Genomic DNA, 16,683 nt, shown 5'->3' with positions numbered 1-16,683 from the left:
TGGCAACCGGAAAGATTGAAAGTATTTTAAAAAGCATTTCACCTTCCCCATCTATAAATTTATCCCTTCCCAGGGTACTGATAAATCGCATGATTTTCATATCCGCATTCCAGACAAAGGCGGGAGGGTAGCTACTGATATATTGTTCAGCATCAGCTTTGAACCATTCATTTTGATCAGGTTTTAGTTTGATTTCAAATGTCTGTTCCATTTGGACTATCTTGATGGCAGGTTTACCCACGATCCCACTTTTATCTAACCAATTTCTAACAGGGAAAGGTAAGTCCACAATCATTTCTTTGGTGATGGTTTTTTTGTCTTGTATTGAAGATTCTTCTTGAATAAAACCGATCTCTTGGTTGACCATTTGCTTAAAATTGAATTGAGCGTAGGCAACTATTGATACCAAAATGATGATAAGGTTTGGTATAGAGCCAAATTTAGCCTCTGACCAAAATTGAAAAATCAGAATTTGGGAAAGAACAGCCCCAACAATTCCCCAAATCCACCAATTGGAATGATTGATAAGAAATAGGATGGCAGAGATGGATATTATGATAAGCACTAGGAGCCAAATTAAACCCATAGGTTTAGATACTGGAAGCGTAAATTCTTTCAATTCGGCCAATTCGAAAGCTTTTAAAAATGCCAAAATATGTATGAGGGCATGAATCAAGATGAGAATAATAAAGAGGACTTTCATTGAAGTAGGATTTAATGGGTGAAAGTTAGTTTGAAAAACCCCAAATTCTCCTGACAAGAATCATGTATTCAATTGATTTTGGTTTTGACTAAAAGCAGCAGTACAGGATATATTTACAATTCAAGAAAAACTTAAGGGAGTCCTGAATTTCTTAAATTCATTTCCCTTTACTCTAAACAAATACTTAGACTTTGAATTACTGAAAAATGGCACATTCTCAGACCATATACCTCAATGAAAAAAACAAAGGGTTATTGAATCCATTTTCCTTTCAAGTTGACCCTATGGAACGGTTGCTTTTGGTCAATTTTGAAAGTGACCCTGATGTCATTTACAAGGGATTTGAGCCTCAATATTTTGACGATCAAATTCATGGAAAGGGACTTCTGGTCATAGGTTGGAGGAATGACCTGAAAGTGGATGTCTATCATGAACCAGGGTTAAAGCTCCGAGAGGAGACCTATGATATTGCCGGTAAAGGTCTCAATCAAATGAGTGAAAGGAATTTCGAAAGCGCTGTTTGCGAAATATTGGATGCAGGGGTTTATGCTGATATTATTTTTGAAGATAATCTTGGGAGGAAGGTTGAAATCAGGATTTTAGAACAGCATCCAAAAAAGAGGAATCCATTTGGTCTATTGGCACCAATGGGGGATGCAGCAGAGAATCCTTCGGCTATGCCTTTGGTATATGTACATGATTTTTATTTTGTAAGGAGAAGGCATTCCAATTTTCAATTAAAAATTGATGGGAAACACCACAAACCGGATAAATTCCCGATCCCATTGGATGGTACATGGATGTATTTTACCAGATATTCGGGAGATCCATTTATTGTCACATTTAATCCTGCCATAGATGGAAATTTAAAAACCATGGAGAATATTGAAAACCAAAAGGTAAAAAATGGCAGCACTGAACTGGAATTATCTGAAAACGGTCCGGCAATGGAAATTAAAAAGATGACAGAAAAGACATCTAACCACGAAATAAATGTGGTTTTTGCGCCCGCTTTTCCCCAGTTGAATCTGCTCCGTAATTCGGTAGAAGTGTCAGGAGTCTTTTCAATAAAAGGACATAGCAGTACCGGAAGGATTGGTGGGGAATACCATGTCAAAAAATATGGAAACAAAATTAGTATAATACTTGAACCCTCTGAAGGCTGGATTCCCAATGAATCCAAACTTACTATCAGGTTTCTTTATGCGGTTGTCAAGATATTTAAGCATTGGCCAAAGACATACAGATGGACAGCCGAATTGGAAGAGGTGGATGGTAGTTGGGAAATGAAATCCGATTGGAAAAGGTTAAAATAATCCTCTAGATTTTCAATGAAGGCCTGAACCTGATTTGGTCCGGATAAGGGAAAGCATGGATGAATTCTCCATCCAGAATCCTTTTTTGGATTTTCTGCCAAAATTCAGGATCAAATAGATCTTTGTGGTATTCAAAAAAATATTCCCTGACATCTAACCTTCCGATCATAAATCTTTTGAAATCTTCAGGGAACACATCATTTGGGGCGATATCATACCAAGGACTTGATGCATAGATTTGCTCATAGTTTTCGGGTTTAGGTTTCCATCTAAAATTTATATCTGTCATGAATTCGATCTCATCATAATCATAGAATATAACCCGCTTTTGTCTGGTCACTCCAAAGTTTTTGGTCATCATATCTCCTGGAAAAATATTGGCTTGAGCCAATTGCAATATTGAATTACCATATTCTTCTACAGCTGCTTTAGCTTCCTCATGGGTACAGGTTTCCAAATAAATATTCAAAGGAGTCATTCTCCTTTCGATATATACATGTTTGATGATCAGTTCATTATTGTTGATTTCTATTAAGGAATTGACCGTATTCTTTAACTCTTCCATTAGCTTTGGATCAATTCTGTCCAAGGGAAGGTGGAATTCTTCAAATTCATGGGTATCGGCCATTCTTCCGACCCGGTCATGAAGTCCGACCATTTTATATTTCTCTCTTACTTCTTGTCTAGTCATTGTTTTGGGAGGATCAAAATAATCTTTGATCATCTTGAATACAATATTGTAAGACGGCAAAGTAAATACTGTCATCACCATCCCTTTAACACCTTCGGCAATTATAAACTGATCTTGACTTTGGCCCAAATGGTTCAAAAAATCTCTATAAAATTCCGTTTTACCGTGTTTGTTGAATCCTATTGAATTATATAATTCATGGATTTTTTTGTTGCTAATAACTGAATTGAGGAAAGAAACTAATTGAGAAGGAATGTCAGTTTCGACCATGAAATAGGATCTTGTAAAACTGAAAAGGCCACTCATCAAATTGGGATTGAATACCATTGTATCTACAGCTATGCCTTTCTTTCCATGAATGAAAGGTATTACAAAAGGCATCCATTTATTATCAACCCGAATTCTCCCAATAAGGTAAGCAGCTTTGTTTCTATAAAACACACTTTTCAAAACATGGGTTGTGGTGTCTTCAGTTGCCTTGTATCTTGTCAAAATCACATCTTTGATACTTTTGACAAGAAACCGGACATCCTCGTCCTTGTTTAAATAAGGAACTCCAAACTCAAAGTCATCAAGGATTTTCTCAATGATGGTTTCGATATCCCATTCTGCGGAATAACTATTAAAAAGATTTTCCGAAGCGTAAATTTCGCAGGCATTGTAGCCTTCATGAACAAACATAAGGGAATCATTGATGGCAAGACCGGGGTAGGTTTTTCTGATAACAGAATTAAAATATGTTTCAGCGAGTTCTTTGTCTTTTCTATTTGAAATGACTTCGGAATATTTTGATTTTGATTCGTGCCAAAAATCAAAATCAACAACAGCTTCCCCAAGGAAATCGCTTAACTTTTCTCGTGTTGATCTAACTTGATCTTTATAAAGTCTGAGCCTTTTGCGGTGGTTCAGTTGCATACCAGTCCAATCCCTTTTTTTGAAATATTGAGGTGCGGATATGGTGAGTTCCTTGAATGTTTTAAAATAAGACTCAAAACCACCGAATATCAGCTGGACCGAATGTTCAATTTTTTGTTTATCTATAATTTTTTTTTTCATCATTTTCCAAAGGGATTTTTAAGGTAAACCCGTGCGAAACTTGATAGGAAATATAGTTAGAATTAAAATTTATCCTGTCCAAATGAAATAAAACTCTTGAAAAAATGCAGTTCGAAATGCGCATAATTGGATTTGACAATCAACATTTTTTATTTGAAATGAAATGGGTAGCCAGAAAAATTTTTAATGGATATAGATATAATTTACAGGCTTTTGCATAAATAAATCAATGCCAATTTCAACCATTTTCTTTTGAAAATTATCTTTAGATTTTGACAAAATAAAATTTTCGCAATCGATTGTTTGGACATTCTAAAAACATTATTTACCTTTCTAGCGTGTTATTCATACAATGAATATCTACAATAGGTTTAATAGGTTTGAGAGATGAAAAAGGTCGGCGCAATGTTCCGACCTTTTTTGATATTTGGGATTTTTATGTTTCATTCGTAGTCATTTAGCCCATAAGAGATGAACCTTTTTTCCTTTTACACCATCAGACATTTGATGATACTTTCATTGGCCCTACTCGGTGCCTGTACTTTTGAGAAAGAAAAAAAAGAAGAGATAGTTTTAGAAACAGAAATAAGTCTTGAAGAGGAACATAGACAGTTGCTTTCGATAGGTCTGCAGCAGATTCCGAAATGGGGAAGTTTTTGGAAAAAAACAGACCCAGGTTTTGATCCTTCGAGGTTCATCTTGAGCAGAGAAATACCTTATGAATCATTGGAGTGGCCGGAAGAAAATTTTATACAGCCAGGAAGTCCATTTTACAAATATTTGATACCTCATCCGGAGGGCGAAGGTGTTGTGGATATTTACAGCTACAAGGTAGTGATTCCGGAGGAGGACAAAGTTTCTTTTAATCCCGATTCTGAGGTGATTTATTTCAAATCTAATGGAATGCGGGAAAGGTTACTGTTCATGGGACCATCAGGGGGTTTTGAAGAAGCAGTATGGATCAGCCCTGAGTTATTGATGGTGACTGGTTTTTTTGAAGATGAAGAAGGAGTAACTCCTAAGATCTGGCTGATCAATCCAGAAGAACAGATTTATTTTGAATATATTCATCCCTACCACACAACCCAATATCCTAAAACAAAGTACCTAGTAGAGAAACTTGACAACATTGATTTTTAATGGATCTAGGGGAAGTAATAAAAAAGCTTGAACTAATGCTTCAAAACCCTTTACCTGGAAGATTGGGGCAAATCACCATGGCGCCCCAACCTGTAGATGAAGAGCGTTTTGTGTCTATGATCAGGGACGACCATAGAAAAGGGGCTGTATTGATGCTTTTTTACCCTGATGCAGGAAAAAGTTTTGTTCCATTTATCAAGAGACCGAGTTATCCAGGTGTCCATGGAGGTCAGATTGCTTTTCCAGGAGGAAAGTGGGAACCTGAAGATGCGGACCTCAGTATCACAGCTATCCGGGAAGCTGAAGAGGAAATCGGAGTAGATGGGAATAAAGTCCAGATTTTGGGAAAGCTTTCGGATGTTTATATCCCCCCTAGTAATTTCATGGTTTCTCCATATATCGGTTATGTCGAAGAAAAACCAAAATTCATTCCAGATCCCAAAGAAGTTGAAAGAATCATCAGCTGTCCTTTTTCATTGATTTTGGATAGAAATATCAGAAAAATAACAAAAGTAAAGGCTAGCTCTGGACTGAACCTTGAAGCACCATATTTTGATATTGAAAAGGAAATAGTCTGGGGTGCAACCGCAATGATGCTCGGAGAATTCACTTACCTATGGGATTCCCAAGAGTTTTGAAGTTTGTGGCTTTTGTGGTATTGTTGTAAGCCTAACAATAAAACTATGGAATTGGATGCACCTTTGATCAGCAATGATGCTGTTGTATTTGGATTGTTGATGACAGTTTTGGCTTTGGTGTTTACCACCTCCTCGAGCAAATCTCCCTTTTGGGTCAAATTCTACAGGATAGTTCCTTCTATCTTACTCTGTTATTTTATTCCTGCATTACTAAATTCATTTGGGGTGATCTCCGGGGAAACCTCAGACTTATACAAGGTTGCCTCTAGGTATTTGCTTCCTGCATCTTTGGTGTTATTGACATTGAGTATAGATTTTAAAGGTATCATCAAGCTGGGGCCAAAAGCATTGATTATGTTCCTTGCTGGAACTTTGGGTATAATAATAGGAGGTCCATTGGCCTTATTGACTGTATCAACTTTCCACCCGGATATCCTAGGTGGTGCTGGGCCCGATGAGGTATGGAGAGGTTTGGCAACCATAGCTGGAAGCTGGATAGGAGGGGGTGCCAATCAAACCGCCATGTTGGAAGTATTCGGTGCAAGTCCCTCCCTATTTTCGCAGATGATAGCTGTTGATGTATTGGTGGCCAATGTATGGATGGCAGTATTACTTTACTGGGCAGCAAAACCAGGGATCATAGACAAAATTTTCAAGGCTGATAGTTCTGCCATTCATGCCTTGCAGGAAAAGGTTGAGAATTACAGAGCCAATCTACTCAAAATCCCAACCATGGCAGATACCATGAAAATCTTTGGGATTGGATTTGCCTTAACTGGATTTTCGCATTTTATCGCAGATATTGTCGCTCCATATATAGGAGCAAATTACCCACAGCTAAGCCAATATTCATTGGATTCACCATTCTTTTGGATTGTGGTAATTGCCACAACAGGGGGATTGATCCTTTCCTTTACCAAAGCAAGGGAATTGGAAGGTGCTGGTGCCTCAAGGTTAGGCTCCGTACTTCTTTATGTGTTGGTAGCGACTATTGGCATGCAGATGGATCTGATGGCGATATTTGATAGTCCCATATTATTCCTGATAGGAATCCTTTGGATGATATTCCATGTATTGGTCATGTTGATCGTCGCATTCTTGATCAAAGCGCCGTTCTTCTTTGTAGCGGTAGGTTCACAGGCCAATGTCGGCGGTGCAGCTTCCGCACCGATAGTTGCTTCAGCCTTTAATCCATCTTTGGCACCGGTTGGCGTGTTGATGGCAGTTTTGGGTTATGCAGTTGGAACTTATGGTGCGTATATTTGTGGGTTATTGATGCAGATGGTGCATGGGTAGGGGTTGTGAGATTTTAGATTTAAGATTTTAGATTTGAGATTTGAGAAATGAGATTTGAGACTAAAGACACAAGACGTAAGATACAAGATGCAGAAGCTAGGCGAGATGCGAAAGCTGAGAAAGAGACATTATGACGCTTTGATAATTTATGCAATAACTACTTAAAAAGACCTCTCCTTGTCATGTCGACGAAAGGAGACATCTGAAGAGACGTAAGAACCAATAGTCAAGAAATAAGATGCAAGTTGCAGGAGCAAAACTAGATGAGAAAAAATAAGCAGGCAGGTATGTCAACTTGACTTCCACTAAAACAATTACAACCGTCCGCTAAGCCGAAACCACTATAACAATTACAACTTTACTAATTCCTATGGCAACCTACCGCAAATTTATTTTTATCTGCAACGGATCTGATTGTAAAAAGGGAGGATGCAAGAAATTGCAAAAGGAAATCAAAGACCTGATTGCATCTGAAGATCACAAAGGCCGGTACAAAATCATCAAGACAAAATGTATGGATTTCTGTAAATCAGGTCCTGTGGTGGTGGTGAATAATGAGGTGTTGAAAAAGGCAGATATAGTAGGGGTGAAGAAGAAATTGGGATAGGTTGGTTTAAAATTTTTTTGAAGGGTCAGAAGCTAGGTTAATCCTTTAATGGATAGTTTTAAAATTTTAAAAATAGTTTGGCAATCTATTATTGGTCTACCAGCTTGGTGGACGATTTCATTATAGCCTTCAAGAGTTGTGCTTTCTATTGTCCAAATTGCTCCCAAAGTCCGCAAAACTCAATGGCACTGCGAGTACGCATCCAATTTTGGATTATGTAATTGGTTCGCTCAGAATCGCGGTAACGTGCCATATCAGTAAGCGAAATATAGTCATCTGACTTTTCTGAGTAGAGACTAATTTCCCTTCCTTTTACTTCAATTTTTCTATTCTTAGCCATGTCCATTTTTTTTTAATTGGGGGAAATTGCCTAAATTAAACTAAAAACAAAGAGAATAAACGAAAATTATGGATGGAGTTTTTAATAAAAGCTACTCCAGATTTACTTCTACTATGGTATTCTTAAATGCTATATCAAGTTAGCAAAAAATCAATTTATTAAAAACAGCCAGATAAAATCCAAACAAAAAAGCCAGGTCTTTCAAACCTGGCTTTTAAATTAATGTATTCCGTTTAAGAACCTATTCCATCGGATCTTACTGAACATGGACTTGTGCTTGTCCAATGAAAGCCATAAGAACCATGCTTTCCCTACAATATGGTCTTCAGGGACAAATCCCCAATATCGTGAGTCAAGCGAATCATGACGGTTATCTCCCATCATAAAATAATAGTCCTGTTTGAAGGTATAGCTTGTGACTTTTTGACCATCTATAAAGAGTTCATTGTTTTGAACTTTGACATCTTTATGACCTTCAAACTGCTCAATTGTAAAAACATATTTGTTGATGTTGTCCCGATCCATTTCGATGGTCCAACCTTTGCCTGGAATTTCCAATGGCCCCAGATTGTCTTTATTCCATCCGAAATAAGCCCCGTCAGGAAATACTCTTGGATCACCAAAATCAATCCTATCAACTCTCATTGTAACGGATCCTACAGCAGGTGATTTCCCCAACCTTTCGGCTGTTTCAGCAGTTGCCATCACCATATATCCTGACCCGTTCGAAAAAGGCATATAGCTATCCACATTGACTCCATAATCATCAAAGAAATCAGGACTAAGGGTCCTATCAGTCATCACATCATAGGAGTATTGCATTTCCTCGGGATTTGTTCCAAGTTCGCCATTGACATAGATCTGTGTTTTTTTGATCTCCAGGACATCTCCTGGTATGGCCACAGCCCTTTTGATATAATTGGTTTTCAGATCAACAGGATATTCAAATTCCGCAGGATAATTGAAAACAACGACATCATTCCTTTTGACGGAAGTGAACCCTGGAAGACGGAAGTAGGGCAATTCGATCCAGTCTAAATAGGAATTGGCATTGGTGCCCCATATTTTTTGATGTGTTAGAGGCAACTGTAAAGGTGTTCTTGGTATTCTTGTTCCATAGTGCATTTTGCTCACAAAAAGAAAATCACCTACCAAAAGGGATTTTTCCATAGATGCTGTAGGAATGGTAAACGGTTCCAGCAAAAGCCATCTGATCAGAGATGCAGCAATTACTGCAAAAACCAAAGCGTCTGCCCACTCTCGGGCCGCTGACTTCTTATTTTTAGGTTGAGTCATTTTAGTTTAAAATTTTAGAAAGATAGGAAATCATCCATTGATAAAACACCTTTTTTATTTTTTATCCACTCTGCTACCAAAACTGCACCAACAGCAAATCCTTTTCTACTATGTGCGGTATGAGAAATCTCAATATCATCGATTTCAGAACGATAGCGTACTATATGGGTGCCAGGTGAGGGATCAATTCTTTTGGAAGTTATTGGCAAGTATTGATCGAAAGCGGACGTTGCTTCGGACAGTTTCCAGTCCTTTATTCTGGGAATTTCCTGAATAATGCCTTCGGCAAGGGTGATGGCGGTACCACTTGGGGCATCCTTTTTTTCGGTATGGTGAATTTCCTCCATACTAACATGATAAGAACTCTGTTCCTTCATCAAGGAAGAGAGAAAACGGTTTACTTTGAAGAAAATATTGACACCTACACTGAAATTAGAGGCATAAAAGAAAGCTGTGTTTTTCTCATTGGTAAGTGTTTCAATCTTTGGCTTTTTGTCCAACCACCCTGTCGTTCCTGCCACGACCGGGATTCCCCTTGAAATTGCCCAGCTGATATTTTCAAAAGCGGCATCAGGCTGACTGAATTCAATGGCCACATCAATTTTAGTGGAATCAAGCTCATCAAGTTCATCCCTGTTGTCAATGTTGATTTTTGCAGTGATTTGGTGTCCTCGGGATTCAGCGATTTCACCGATTATTTTCCCCATTTTTCCATATCCTAGAAGTAATATATTCATGTTTTGATCAGAAATTTATTTTTAGTGACAGTCCAATCAGATTTCCTCCCCCGGCAGTCAATGTTTCATATACAGGTTCAAACCTGAAAGTTAAATCTTCGCTGACATCAAACGCTGAAAGATGGGCATCTACATTTGCATCGACCATATTCAAAGCATAAATGCCCATAAACAGAAAGTAATTCAAATCCCTGTTCCTTCGCCAGAAATTCACGTTCCTTACAATCCCATCCCTGTTTAAGTTGGGAAATGCACGTTCCGGATCAGTCAAACCCCCTGGCTTATCTAATGCAAACAGGGCAGTTTTGAAGAGCTGATATCTTCTGTTGTTGAATTCAATAAAATAGATATTGGCAGCAAAACCACCATATATCAAAGGGACTTTCCAAGCTTTTCCGTTGTACACCTGACCTGCACCTGGGAGAATTGCAGATAGAATAGTAGCCTTTCTTGGATCCTTAATATTCTTATTACTGAAGTCAACTTTAACGGTATCTATATTTTGATTTTCATTTTGTGCCTGTGATGTTAAAGCAGGCAATAAAATAAAAACAGCAATGATATAGATGTATATCATTGCTTTGAAGTTAGGGTACAAAAGCCTGATGATTTTTTCCTTTTCCAAGGCTCAGATGATCTCCAATATTTCCAGGATTCTATTTAGGTCCTCAGATGATCTAAAGGGGATTTTTATTTCGCCTTTACTTTTGGCATCTGATTTTAGCTGCACCTTTGCGCCAAAATGATTGGCCAGGCGATTTTGTATTTTACCAATTTCATATTTTCTGACAGGATCCAAAGCAGGACCTTTGGTGGCACCTTTTTCTTCCTGACCTCCGTTGATTGCCTGTACCAATGCTTCAACTTTTCTAACACTCAGTTCTTCTTCTATGGTCTTTTTGAAAATTGCCAGCTGCCGATCTATATTCTCGACATTGATGAGTGCACGGGCATGGCCCATAGTGATTTTATTGTCCCTTAGTCCTGCCTGAATATCAGGAGGTAACTTCAGGAGCCTAAGATAGTTGTTGACAGTTGTTCTGTTTTTACCGACCCTGTCTCCAAGTTCTTCCTGTTTGAGATCACATTCAGCCAATAGTCTCTGATAAGAGTGGGCAATTTCAAGTGCGTTTAGGTTTTCCCTTTGGATATTTTCTATAAGGGCCATTTCCAGCATTTGTTGGTCATTGGCAGTCCGGACATAGGCGGGGATTTTTTCCAGGCCGGCCATTTTGGAGGCCTGAAATCTCCTTTCTCCTGCGATTAACTGATATTCGCCTTCTTCGAGTCTTCTAACCGTGATGGGCTGAATGATACCTTGGGTGACGATGGAATCTGAAAGTTCCTGAAGCGCATCCTTGTCAAAGTAAGTCCTTGGTTGAAAAGGGTTTACCTGTATTTCAGAAAGGGGTATTTCAAAGACACCGGCCGAAGGGAGTGCAGGTATAAGGGATTCAGGTTTATTTTTTTGTGGGGAATCCTGCAGCAAAGCTCCTAGTCCTCTTCCCAGCGCACTTTTCTTTGGTGTAGGTTTTTTATCAGCCATAAATATTATTCAATCAATTTACTTTTTCCATTCCGTTTTTAACCGCTATTTCATGGGCCAAGTTGAGATAAGCTACTGCGCCTTTGCCTTCTGCATCGAAAGCTATGACAGGTAGACCAAAACTAGGCGATTCACTTAAACGGACATTTCTGGGAATGATTGTATCAAAAACCAGGTTTTTGAAGTGCATTCTTACTTCTTCTACTACCTGATTGGAAAGTCTTAATCTGACGTCATACATGGTAAGTAGTATACCTTCTATTTCCAGTTCAGGATTGAGTCTGGTTTGTATAATTTTAATTGTATTCAATAGTTTGCCAAGACCTTCCAAAGCAAAGTATTCACATTGCACAGGAATAATGACAGAATTAGCTGCTGTCAGGGCATTGATAGTAATCAGACCAAGCGAAGGTGAACAGTCAATGACTACAAAATCATAGTCATCTTTGATATTACTAATGACAGCCTTCATTTTTTCCTCCCTATTTTCCAAATTGATCATTTCTACCTCAGCACCTACCAAGTCAATATGGGATGGAATCAAATCTAATTTTTCTATTTCAGTTTTGTGGATAATAGAGCGGATATCAATACCATCCACCATACATTCATAAATGCTTGTTGTGATTTCTTTTGGATCATGTCCCAAGCCAGATGTAGTATTGGCTTGAGGGTCGGCATCTACCACAAGGGTCTTAAATTCCAAAACTGCCAAACTGGCTGCGAGATTCATGGCTGTAGTGGTTTTCCCTACGCCTCCTTTCTGGTTAGCAATAGCTATAACTTTTCCCATAAAATATTTAGAGCCTAATAGATTCACCAATATTAAGCAAAATCAAATCTTTTCCTGCTTCCTTAGCAGCTTTTTTTGCGACTTCACTATCTATCTCTATGTAGGGAAAGGTATCATAATGCATTCCTACTATCTTTTTTGTTCCCACAAAATCAGCAGCTTTGATGGCATCTGCTATACCCATCGTGAAATTGTCACCGATGGGAAGGATGGCAAAATCAATTTTGAATTCTTCACTAATAAGCTTCATGTCGTAGGTAAGTGCAGTATCTCCAGCATAATAAAAACATCCTTGGTCGTGCTTGACAACAAAACCCCCTGCAACACCTCCGGAGGAGCCATCAGGAAGTGTACTGCTGTGAACCGCATGTACATATTTGACTCTACCAAAGTCGAATGTTTTGCTTCCCCCATGGTTCATGGGGTGATACCTCTCAACACCCTTTTCAGCAAACCAAACCGCAATTTCATAATTGGAAACCAACATGGCATTATTTGATTTTGTTATACTTTCGGCATCGGCTACGTGGTCTTCATGACCATGGCTGATCAGCACGTAATCAGGTTTGATGGAAGCAACATCTATATTAGATGCTTTGGGATTTGGGCTGATAAAGGGGTCAAAAAGAATTGATTTTTGGTTGACTTTAACGAGATAGGACGAATGTCCGAAATAGGTCAGTTCGATCATGTGATTGATATGCTTGTTTTTCCTAAGGTTACAAAGATATCATTTAAATTTTTGCATGAAATAGAATGTTATCCACAAGGGCTTGTGGATTACAGTAATGACCTCATTTTAAGTGTTTTGAAAGGGTTTGGTCATTAACCTTATCCTAAATTCACAATTTCATAACACCTCAATAAATCAAAAAGAGACCTTAAAGGTCTCTTTTTGATCAGGATTTCTTTTTGTTTGAATCTGCTGCTTTCATCGCATCTTCCAATTTTTGCTGGAATTTTGATTTCTTTTTGTTGACATTTTTAATTTTATTGGCCTCAACTTTTTCTCTGATTTTGGTATCATCTACAAAAAGTTTGATGACAGCCTGCTGTCCAAATGTCACCATGTTGGAAACAAAATAATAGAAACTCAATGCAGCTGGAAAAGAATTCAGGACAAACATAAAGACTACCGGCATGATGTATCCAATATTTTTCATTGGCCCAGTTTGAGCGGTCAACTGATTATTGAAATGCGTATAGGCTATCTGGGACACTGTCATCAGGATGGTAAACAAACTGACATGTGAACCATAAAATGGAATGGTAAACGGTAGACTCATGATCGAATCGTAAGTAGAAAGATCATGTGCCCAAAGGAATGATTCCTGTCTTAGTTCTATTGAATTGGGAAAGAAAAAGAACATCGCAAACAAGAACGGCATTTGGAAAACCATGGGTAAACATCCGGAAATCGGGCTTACACCCAACTGCCCAAAGAGTTTCATCTGCTCTTGTTGCATCTTGGTTGGGTCATCAGGGTATTTTGCCTTTAATTCATCGATCTCAGGTTTTATGACCCTCATTTTCGCCATTCCGATATAGGATTTGTAGGTCAAGGGTGATAACGCCAATTTGATGATAAGTACTATCAAAATGATAATCACACCATAATTTGAAAAGTACTTTTCAAGAAACTGGAATAGATTGACGATAATGTATTTGTTGACCCAACTGACAAAGAAATAACCCATGTCCACATTTTCTTCAAATCCAGGCGTGATTTTTCTTAAAAGGTTATAATTGTTAGGTCCGAAGAAATAGCTTACCTCTGCTTTGCCATTGTCCAAGGGCAACACTAAGGCTGCTTTCACGTTTTTGATAGATAGGGTGTCATTTGGAGTGACTTGCTCCAATTTCGCCGAATTGAACTGATTTTCAGCTATGATACCCGTAGTGAAAAATCTTTGGCTAAAACTCACCCATTTTACAGGTTCATTGACTTCATCATCATCTGAATCTGAGGTCAGACTAAGGTAATCAGACTTACCTGAACTTTTAAAGAAATTGATATTGGTTTTTCTTCGCGATTCTTCAATATCTGCTTCCTGTTTGATTAGTTTGGCGTCCCAGGTAACCTGAATATTTGCATCTGTAAGATTTCCAGCTAGCCCTACAAACTCAAGACTTTTGTTCAAGACATACTGTTCATTAGGAAGGGTATAGGTTCTAATGATCTGTCCAGAACCTGATTGTGCTATAAAAGTCAACACTGAAGCGGTATCGCCTTCAATATCAATAGTCGATAGGGTAGGATTGAAATAGAACTCATTTAAACTTAGGAGTCCTTTGTCGGTCTGAATCTTATAATCAAGATCAGAACTATTTTCATCCAAAAGTACTAGGGGTCTTTGGTCCCAAGTCTTGAATTCTTTCAGCACAACTTTGCTGATTTCAGCTCCTTTGGTGGAAAATGTAATTTCCATTTTATCATTTTCCAAAACAACATCTTCTTGTAGGCCTTTGGTAAAAGCTGCAAATGTGCCAAATTGTCTCTGGGCTATGATATCCTGAATACTATCAGGTTCAGCTTGAGGTATTTCGAGAACGGAATCAGTTTCTTCTTTGATTACAAGTTCCTGATTGGTTTCCTGATTTTCTACTTCAATAGGTTCCGGAGAACTTGCAAAGAAAATCGAATAAACCAACAATACTGCTGCGAATAGGATCAGTCCTGTCGCTTGGTTTCTATCCATATTTATTGATTGATAATGACTATCTATAAAACCCCATTAAAAGACACAATTGGTATACCTATGTTTGAAGTCAAGGTATTTTATGATAGGCAAAAACGAAATTATTTATTTTTTTTATTTTCAATGATAGCCTCTATAAACTTCACAAACAAAGGATGCGGGTTTAATACAGTGCTTTTATATTCCGGGTGAAACTGTGTGCCAACAAACCATGGATGGTTTTTTAACTCAATGATTTCAACAAGGCCAGATTCAGGATTTATTCCTGATGGGATCATGCCATTTTCCTGAAACAGTTCCAAGTACTTATTGTTAAATTCATATCTGTGCCGATGTCTTTCCATATTTTTGGTCTTACCATATGCTTGGGCTGCTTTACTGCCCTTTTTAATTTCACAAGGATAAGAACCCAATCTCATGGTGCCACCCATTTGGACAATATTTTTTTGCTCTTCCATCAGATCTATGACAGGATGGGGAGTGTTTATATCCATTTCAGTACTGTTTGCTTTTTCTAAGCCGATCACATTTCTGGCAAATTCAATTACAGCGACCTGCATACCCAAACAAATACCAAAGAATGGTATCTTGTTTTCGCGGGCAAATTTAACAGTTTCTATCTTTCCTTCAAGCCCTCTTTCACCAAATCCTGGTGCTACCAATATTCCATCTAAATCCTCCAGCTTTTTGTTGATACTTTCGGGATGAAGTTCTTCTGAAGAAATCAGATTTAAGTTGACCTTACATTCAGAGGGTGCCCCTGCATGTATAAAAGATTCAATAATTGATTTATATGCATCAGGCAAGGAAACATATTTTCCCACAAGACCTACATTGATTTCCTGAGTTGGATTTTTGAGCCTACCAAGAAAATCTTTCCATTGTTCGAGTTCAGTATTATTTTTTGAGCTCAATTTTAGCTTGGACAAAACCCTTTCATCAAGCTTTTCCTTTTTCATCAATAAAGGAACATCATAGATGGTATCAGCATCCATTGCCTCGATAACGCAATTGAACTCCACATTACAGAAAAGAGCAAGTTTCTTCTTTACCTCCAAAGGTAAATGATGTTCGGAACGACACACCAGAATATCAGGTTGAATTCCTGCTTCCAGCAATTGTTTTACCGAATGCTGGGTCGGTTTGGTTTTCAATTCTTTGGCAGCAGCCAGATATGGAATTAAGGTCAGGTGTATCACCAAGAAGTTGTTACTGCCGATATCCCATTTTGCTTGCCTTACAGCTTCTATAAACGGTAATGATTCTATATCTCCAACGCATCCTCCAATTTCAGTGATAATGACATCATATTTTTCTTCCTCACCAAGTTTGAAGAAATTTCTTTTGATTTCATCGGTGATGTGGGGAATTACCTGTACGGTTTTTCCTAAATACTCACCTCGTCTTTCTTTTGTAATGACATTATTATAAATTCTACCTGTGGTGACATTGTTTAACTGTGAAGTTGTTGTGTTGAGGAACCTTTCGTAATGCCCAAGGTCAAGATCTGTTTCAGCCCCATCTTCGGTCACATAACATTCCCCATGTTCATAAGGATTGAGCGTTCCTGGATCAATATTGAGATAGGGGTCAAATTTTTGGATTGCGACACTGAACCCTTTAGCCTGTAGCAGTTTGGCCAATGAAGCCGCAATTATGCCTTTGCCTAGGGAAGAGGTCACGCCTCCTGTAATGAATATATATTTGGTGGATGGAGCCATAAGAATGGAAGGAAGTTATATTTGTTTTGATTCTTATGGGATTCAAAATTAGGTAAAATATTTGATTCGGAGGCGGAATGCGCAAAGGAAATTTTGAAACTTTA

16 protein-coding genes are annotated in these 16,683 nt (G+C 38.2%); 5 read left to right on the top strand and 11 right to left on the bottom strand.

The annotated features are described in order from the left end of the window. Nucleotides 1-703 (bottom strand): DUF6544 family protein (locus tag ACEW8U_RS20860; protein ID WP_373523986.1); only part of this gene is annotated, 703 nt, incomplete at its 3' end. Between the two features lie 206 nt (nucleotides 704-909). Between ACEW8U_RS20860 and ACEW8U_RS20855 the strand changes: the two genes are divergently transcribed. Then, nucleotides 910-2,019 carry a hypothetical protein gene (locus tag ACEW8U_RS20855; protein ID WP_373523985.1) on the top strand — a complete coding sequence of 370 codons (1,110 nt, stop codon included), beginning with the start codon at nucleotides 910-912 and terminating at the stop codon, nucleotides 2,017-2,019. Nucleotides 2,020-2,023: 4 nt separating this feature from the next. Here ACEW8U_RS20855 and aceK read toward each other — a convergent pair whose 3' ends face one another. Beyond that, entirely contained in the window at nucleotides 2,024-3,769 is a 1,746-nt protein-coding gene (gene aceK, locus ACEW8U_RS20850; protein ID WP_373523984.1) for a bifunctional isocitrate dehydrogenase kinase/phosphatase, read from the bottom strand. A gap of 468 nt (nucleotides 3,770-4,237) precedes the next feature. On the opposite strand from aceK, the gene ACEW8U_RS20845 reads away from it, so the two are divergent. The 4 genes from ACEW8U_RS20845 (at nucleotide 4,238) to ACEW8U_RS20830 (ending at nucleotide 7,447) form a co-directional block, all read left to right on the top strand. Then, nucleotides 4,238-4,906 carry a bifunctional isocitrate dehydrogenase kinase/phosphatase gene (locus ACEW8U_RS20845; RefSeq protein ID WP_373523983.1) on the top strand — a complete coding sequence of 223 codons (669 nt, stop codon included), beginning with the start codon at nucleotides 4,238-4,240 and terminating at the stop codon, nucleotides 4,904-4,906. A gap of 35 nt (nucleotides 4,907-4,941) precedes the next feature. Next, entirely contained in the window at nucleotides 4,942-5,544 is a 603-nt protein-coding gene (locus ACEW8U_RS20840) for a CoA pyrophosphatase (RefSeq protein ID WP_373523982.1), read from the top strand. A gap of 45 nt (nucleotides 5,545-5,589) precedes the next feature. Beyond that, on the top strand, nucleotides 5,590-6,840 hold the full coding sequence (locus tag ACEW8U_RS20835) for a DUF819 domain-containing protein (RefSeq protein ID WP_373523981.1): 1,251 nt from the start codon (nucleotides 5,590-5,592) through the stop codon (nucleotides 6,838-6,840). Nucleotides 6,841-7,210: 370 nt separating this feature from the next. Next, nucleotides 7,211-7,447, top strand: coding sequence for a ferredoxin (locus ACEW8U_RS20830; RefSeq protein WP_373523980.1), 237 nt, complete (start codon nucleotides 7,211-7,213; stop codon nucleotides 7,445-7,447). A 145-nt stretch (nucleotides 7,448-7,592) separates the two neighbouring features. On the opposite strand, the gene ACEW8U_RS20825 is transcribed toward ACEW8U_RS20830, so the two are convergent. The 9 genes from ACEW8U_RS20825 to ACEW8U_RS20785 all read right to left on the bottom strand — a co-directional run bounded on the left by ACEW8U_RS20825 (nucleotide 7,593) and on the right by ACEW8U_RS20785 (nucleotide 16,579). Further along, entirely contained in the window at nucleotides 7,593-7,787 is a 195-nt protein-coding gene (locus ACEW8U_RS20825; RefSeq protein ID WP_373523979.1) for a hypothetical protein, read from the bottom strand. 219 nt (nucleotides 7,788-8,006) lie between these two features. Continuing rightward, nucleotides 8,007-9,083, bottom strand: a complete 1,077-nt coding sequence (gene lepB / locus ACEW8U_RS20820) for a signal peptidase I (protein WP_373523978.1) — start codon at nucleotides 9,081-9,083, stop codon at nucleotides 8,007-8,009. A gap of 14 nt (nucleotides 9,084-9,097) precedes the next feature. Then, complete coding sequence (dapB, locus tag ACEW8U_RS20815; RefSeq protein WP_373523977.1) at nucleotides 9,098-9,820, bottom strand: 4-hydroxy-tetrahydrodipicolinate reductase; 723 nt, start codon at nucleotides 9,818-9,820, stop codon at nucleotides 9,098-9,100. Nucleotides 9,821-9,827: 7 nt separating this feature from the next. Further along, nucleotides 9,828-10,397, bottom strand: coding sequence for a DUF5683 domain-containing protein (locus ACEW8U_RS20810; protein ID WP_373523976.1), 570 nt, complete (start codon nucleotides 10,395-10,397; stop codon nucleotides 9,828-9,830). A gap of 51 nt (nucleotides 10,398-10,448) precedes the next feature. Next, nucleotides 10,449-11,366, bottom strand: a complete 918-nt coding sequence (locus tag ACEW8U_RS20805; protein WP_373523975.1) for a ParB/RepB/Spo0J family partition protein — start codon at nucleotides 11,364-11,366, stop codon at nucleotides 10,449-10,451. 13 nt (nucleotides 11,367-11,379) lie between these two features. After that, nucleotides 11,380-12,159, bottom strand: coding sequence for a ParA family protein (locus tag ACEW8U_RS20800; RefSeq protein ID WP_373523974.1), 780 nt, complete (start codon nucleotides 12,157-12,159; stop codon nucleotides 11,380-11,382). Between the two features lie 7 nt (nucleotides 12,160-12,166). Next, entirely contained in the window at nucleotides 12,167-12,850 is a 684-nt protein-coding gene (locus ACEW8U_RS20795; protein ID WP_373523973.1) for a metal-dependent hydrolase, read from the bottom strand. A gap of 208 nt (nucleotides 12,851-13,058) precedes the next feature. Further along, a complete protein-coding gene (gene yidC, locus ACEW8U_RS20790) occupies nucleotides 13,059-14,858 on the bottom strand; it encodes a membrane protein insertase YidC (protein WP_373523972.1) in 1,800 nt (599 codons plus the stop codon). A gap of 101 nt (nucleotides 14,859-14,959) precedes the next feature. Beyond that, nucleotides 14,960-16,579: a CTP synthase gene (locus ACEW8U_RS20785; RefSeq protein WP_373523971.1), complete on the bottom strand. Its 1,620-nt coding sequence runs from the start codon at nucleotides 16,577-16,579 to the stop codon at nucleotides 14,960-14,962. Between the last annotated feature and the right edge of the window lie 104 nt (nucleotides 16,580-16,683).

It is taken from the genome of Aquiflexum sp. (assembly GCF_041751335.1).
In the GTDB taxonomy this organism is placed as follows: Bacteria; Bacteroidota; Bacteroidia; order Cytophagales; family Cyclobacteriaceae; genus Aquiflexum.
This window is presented reverse-complemented; position numbering and strand designations above follow the sequence as displayed.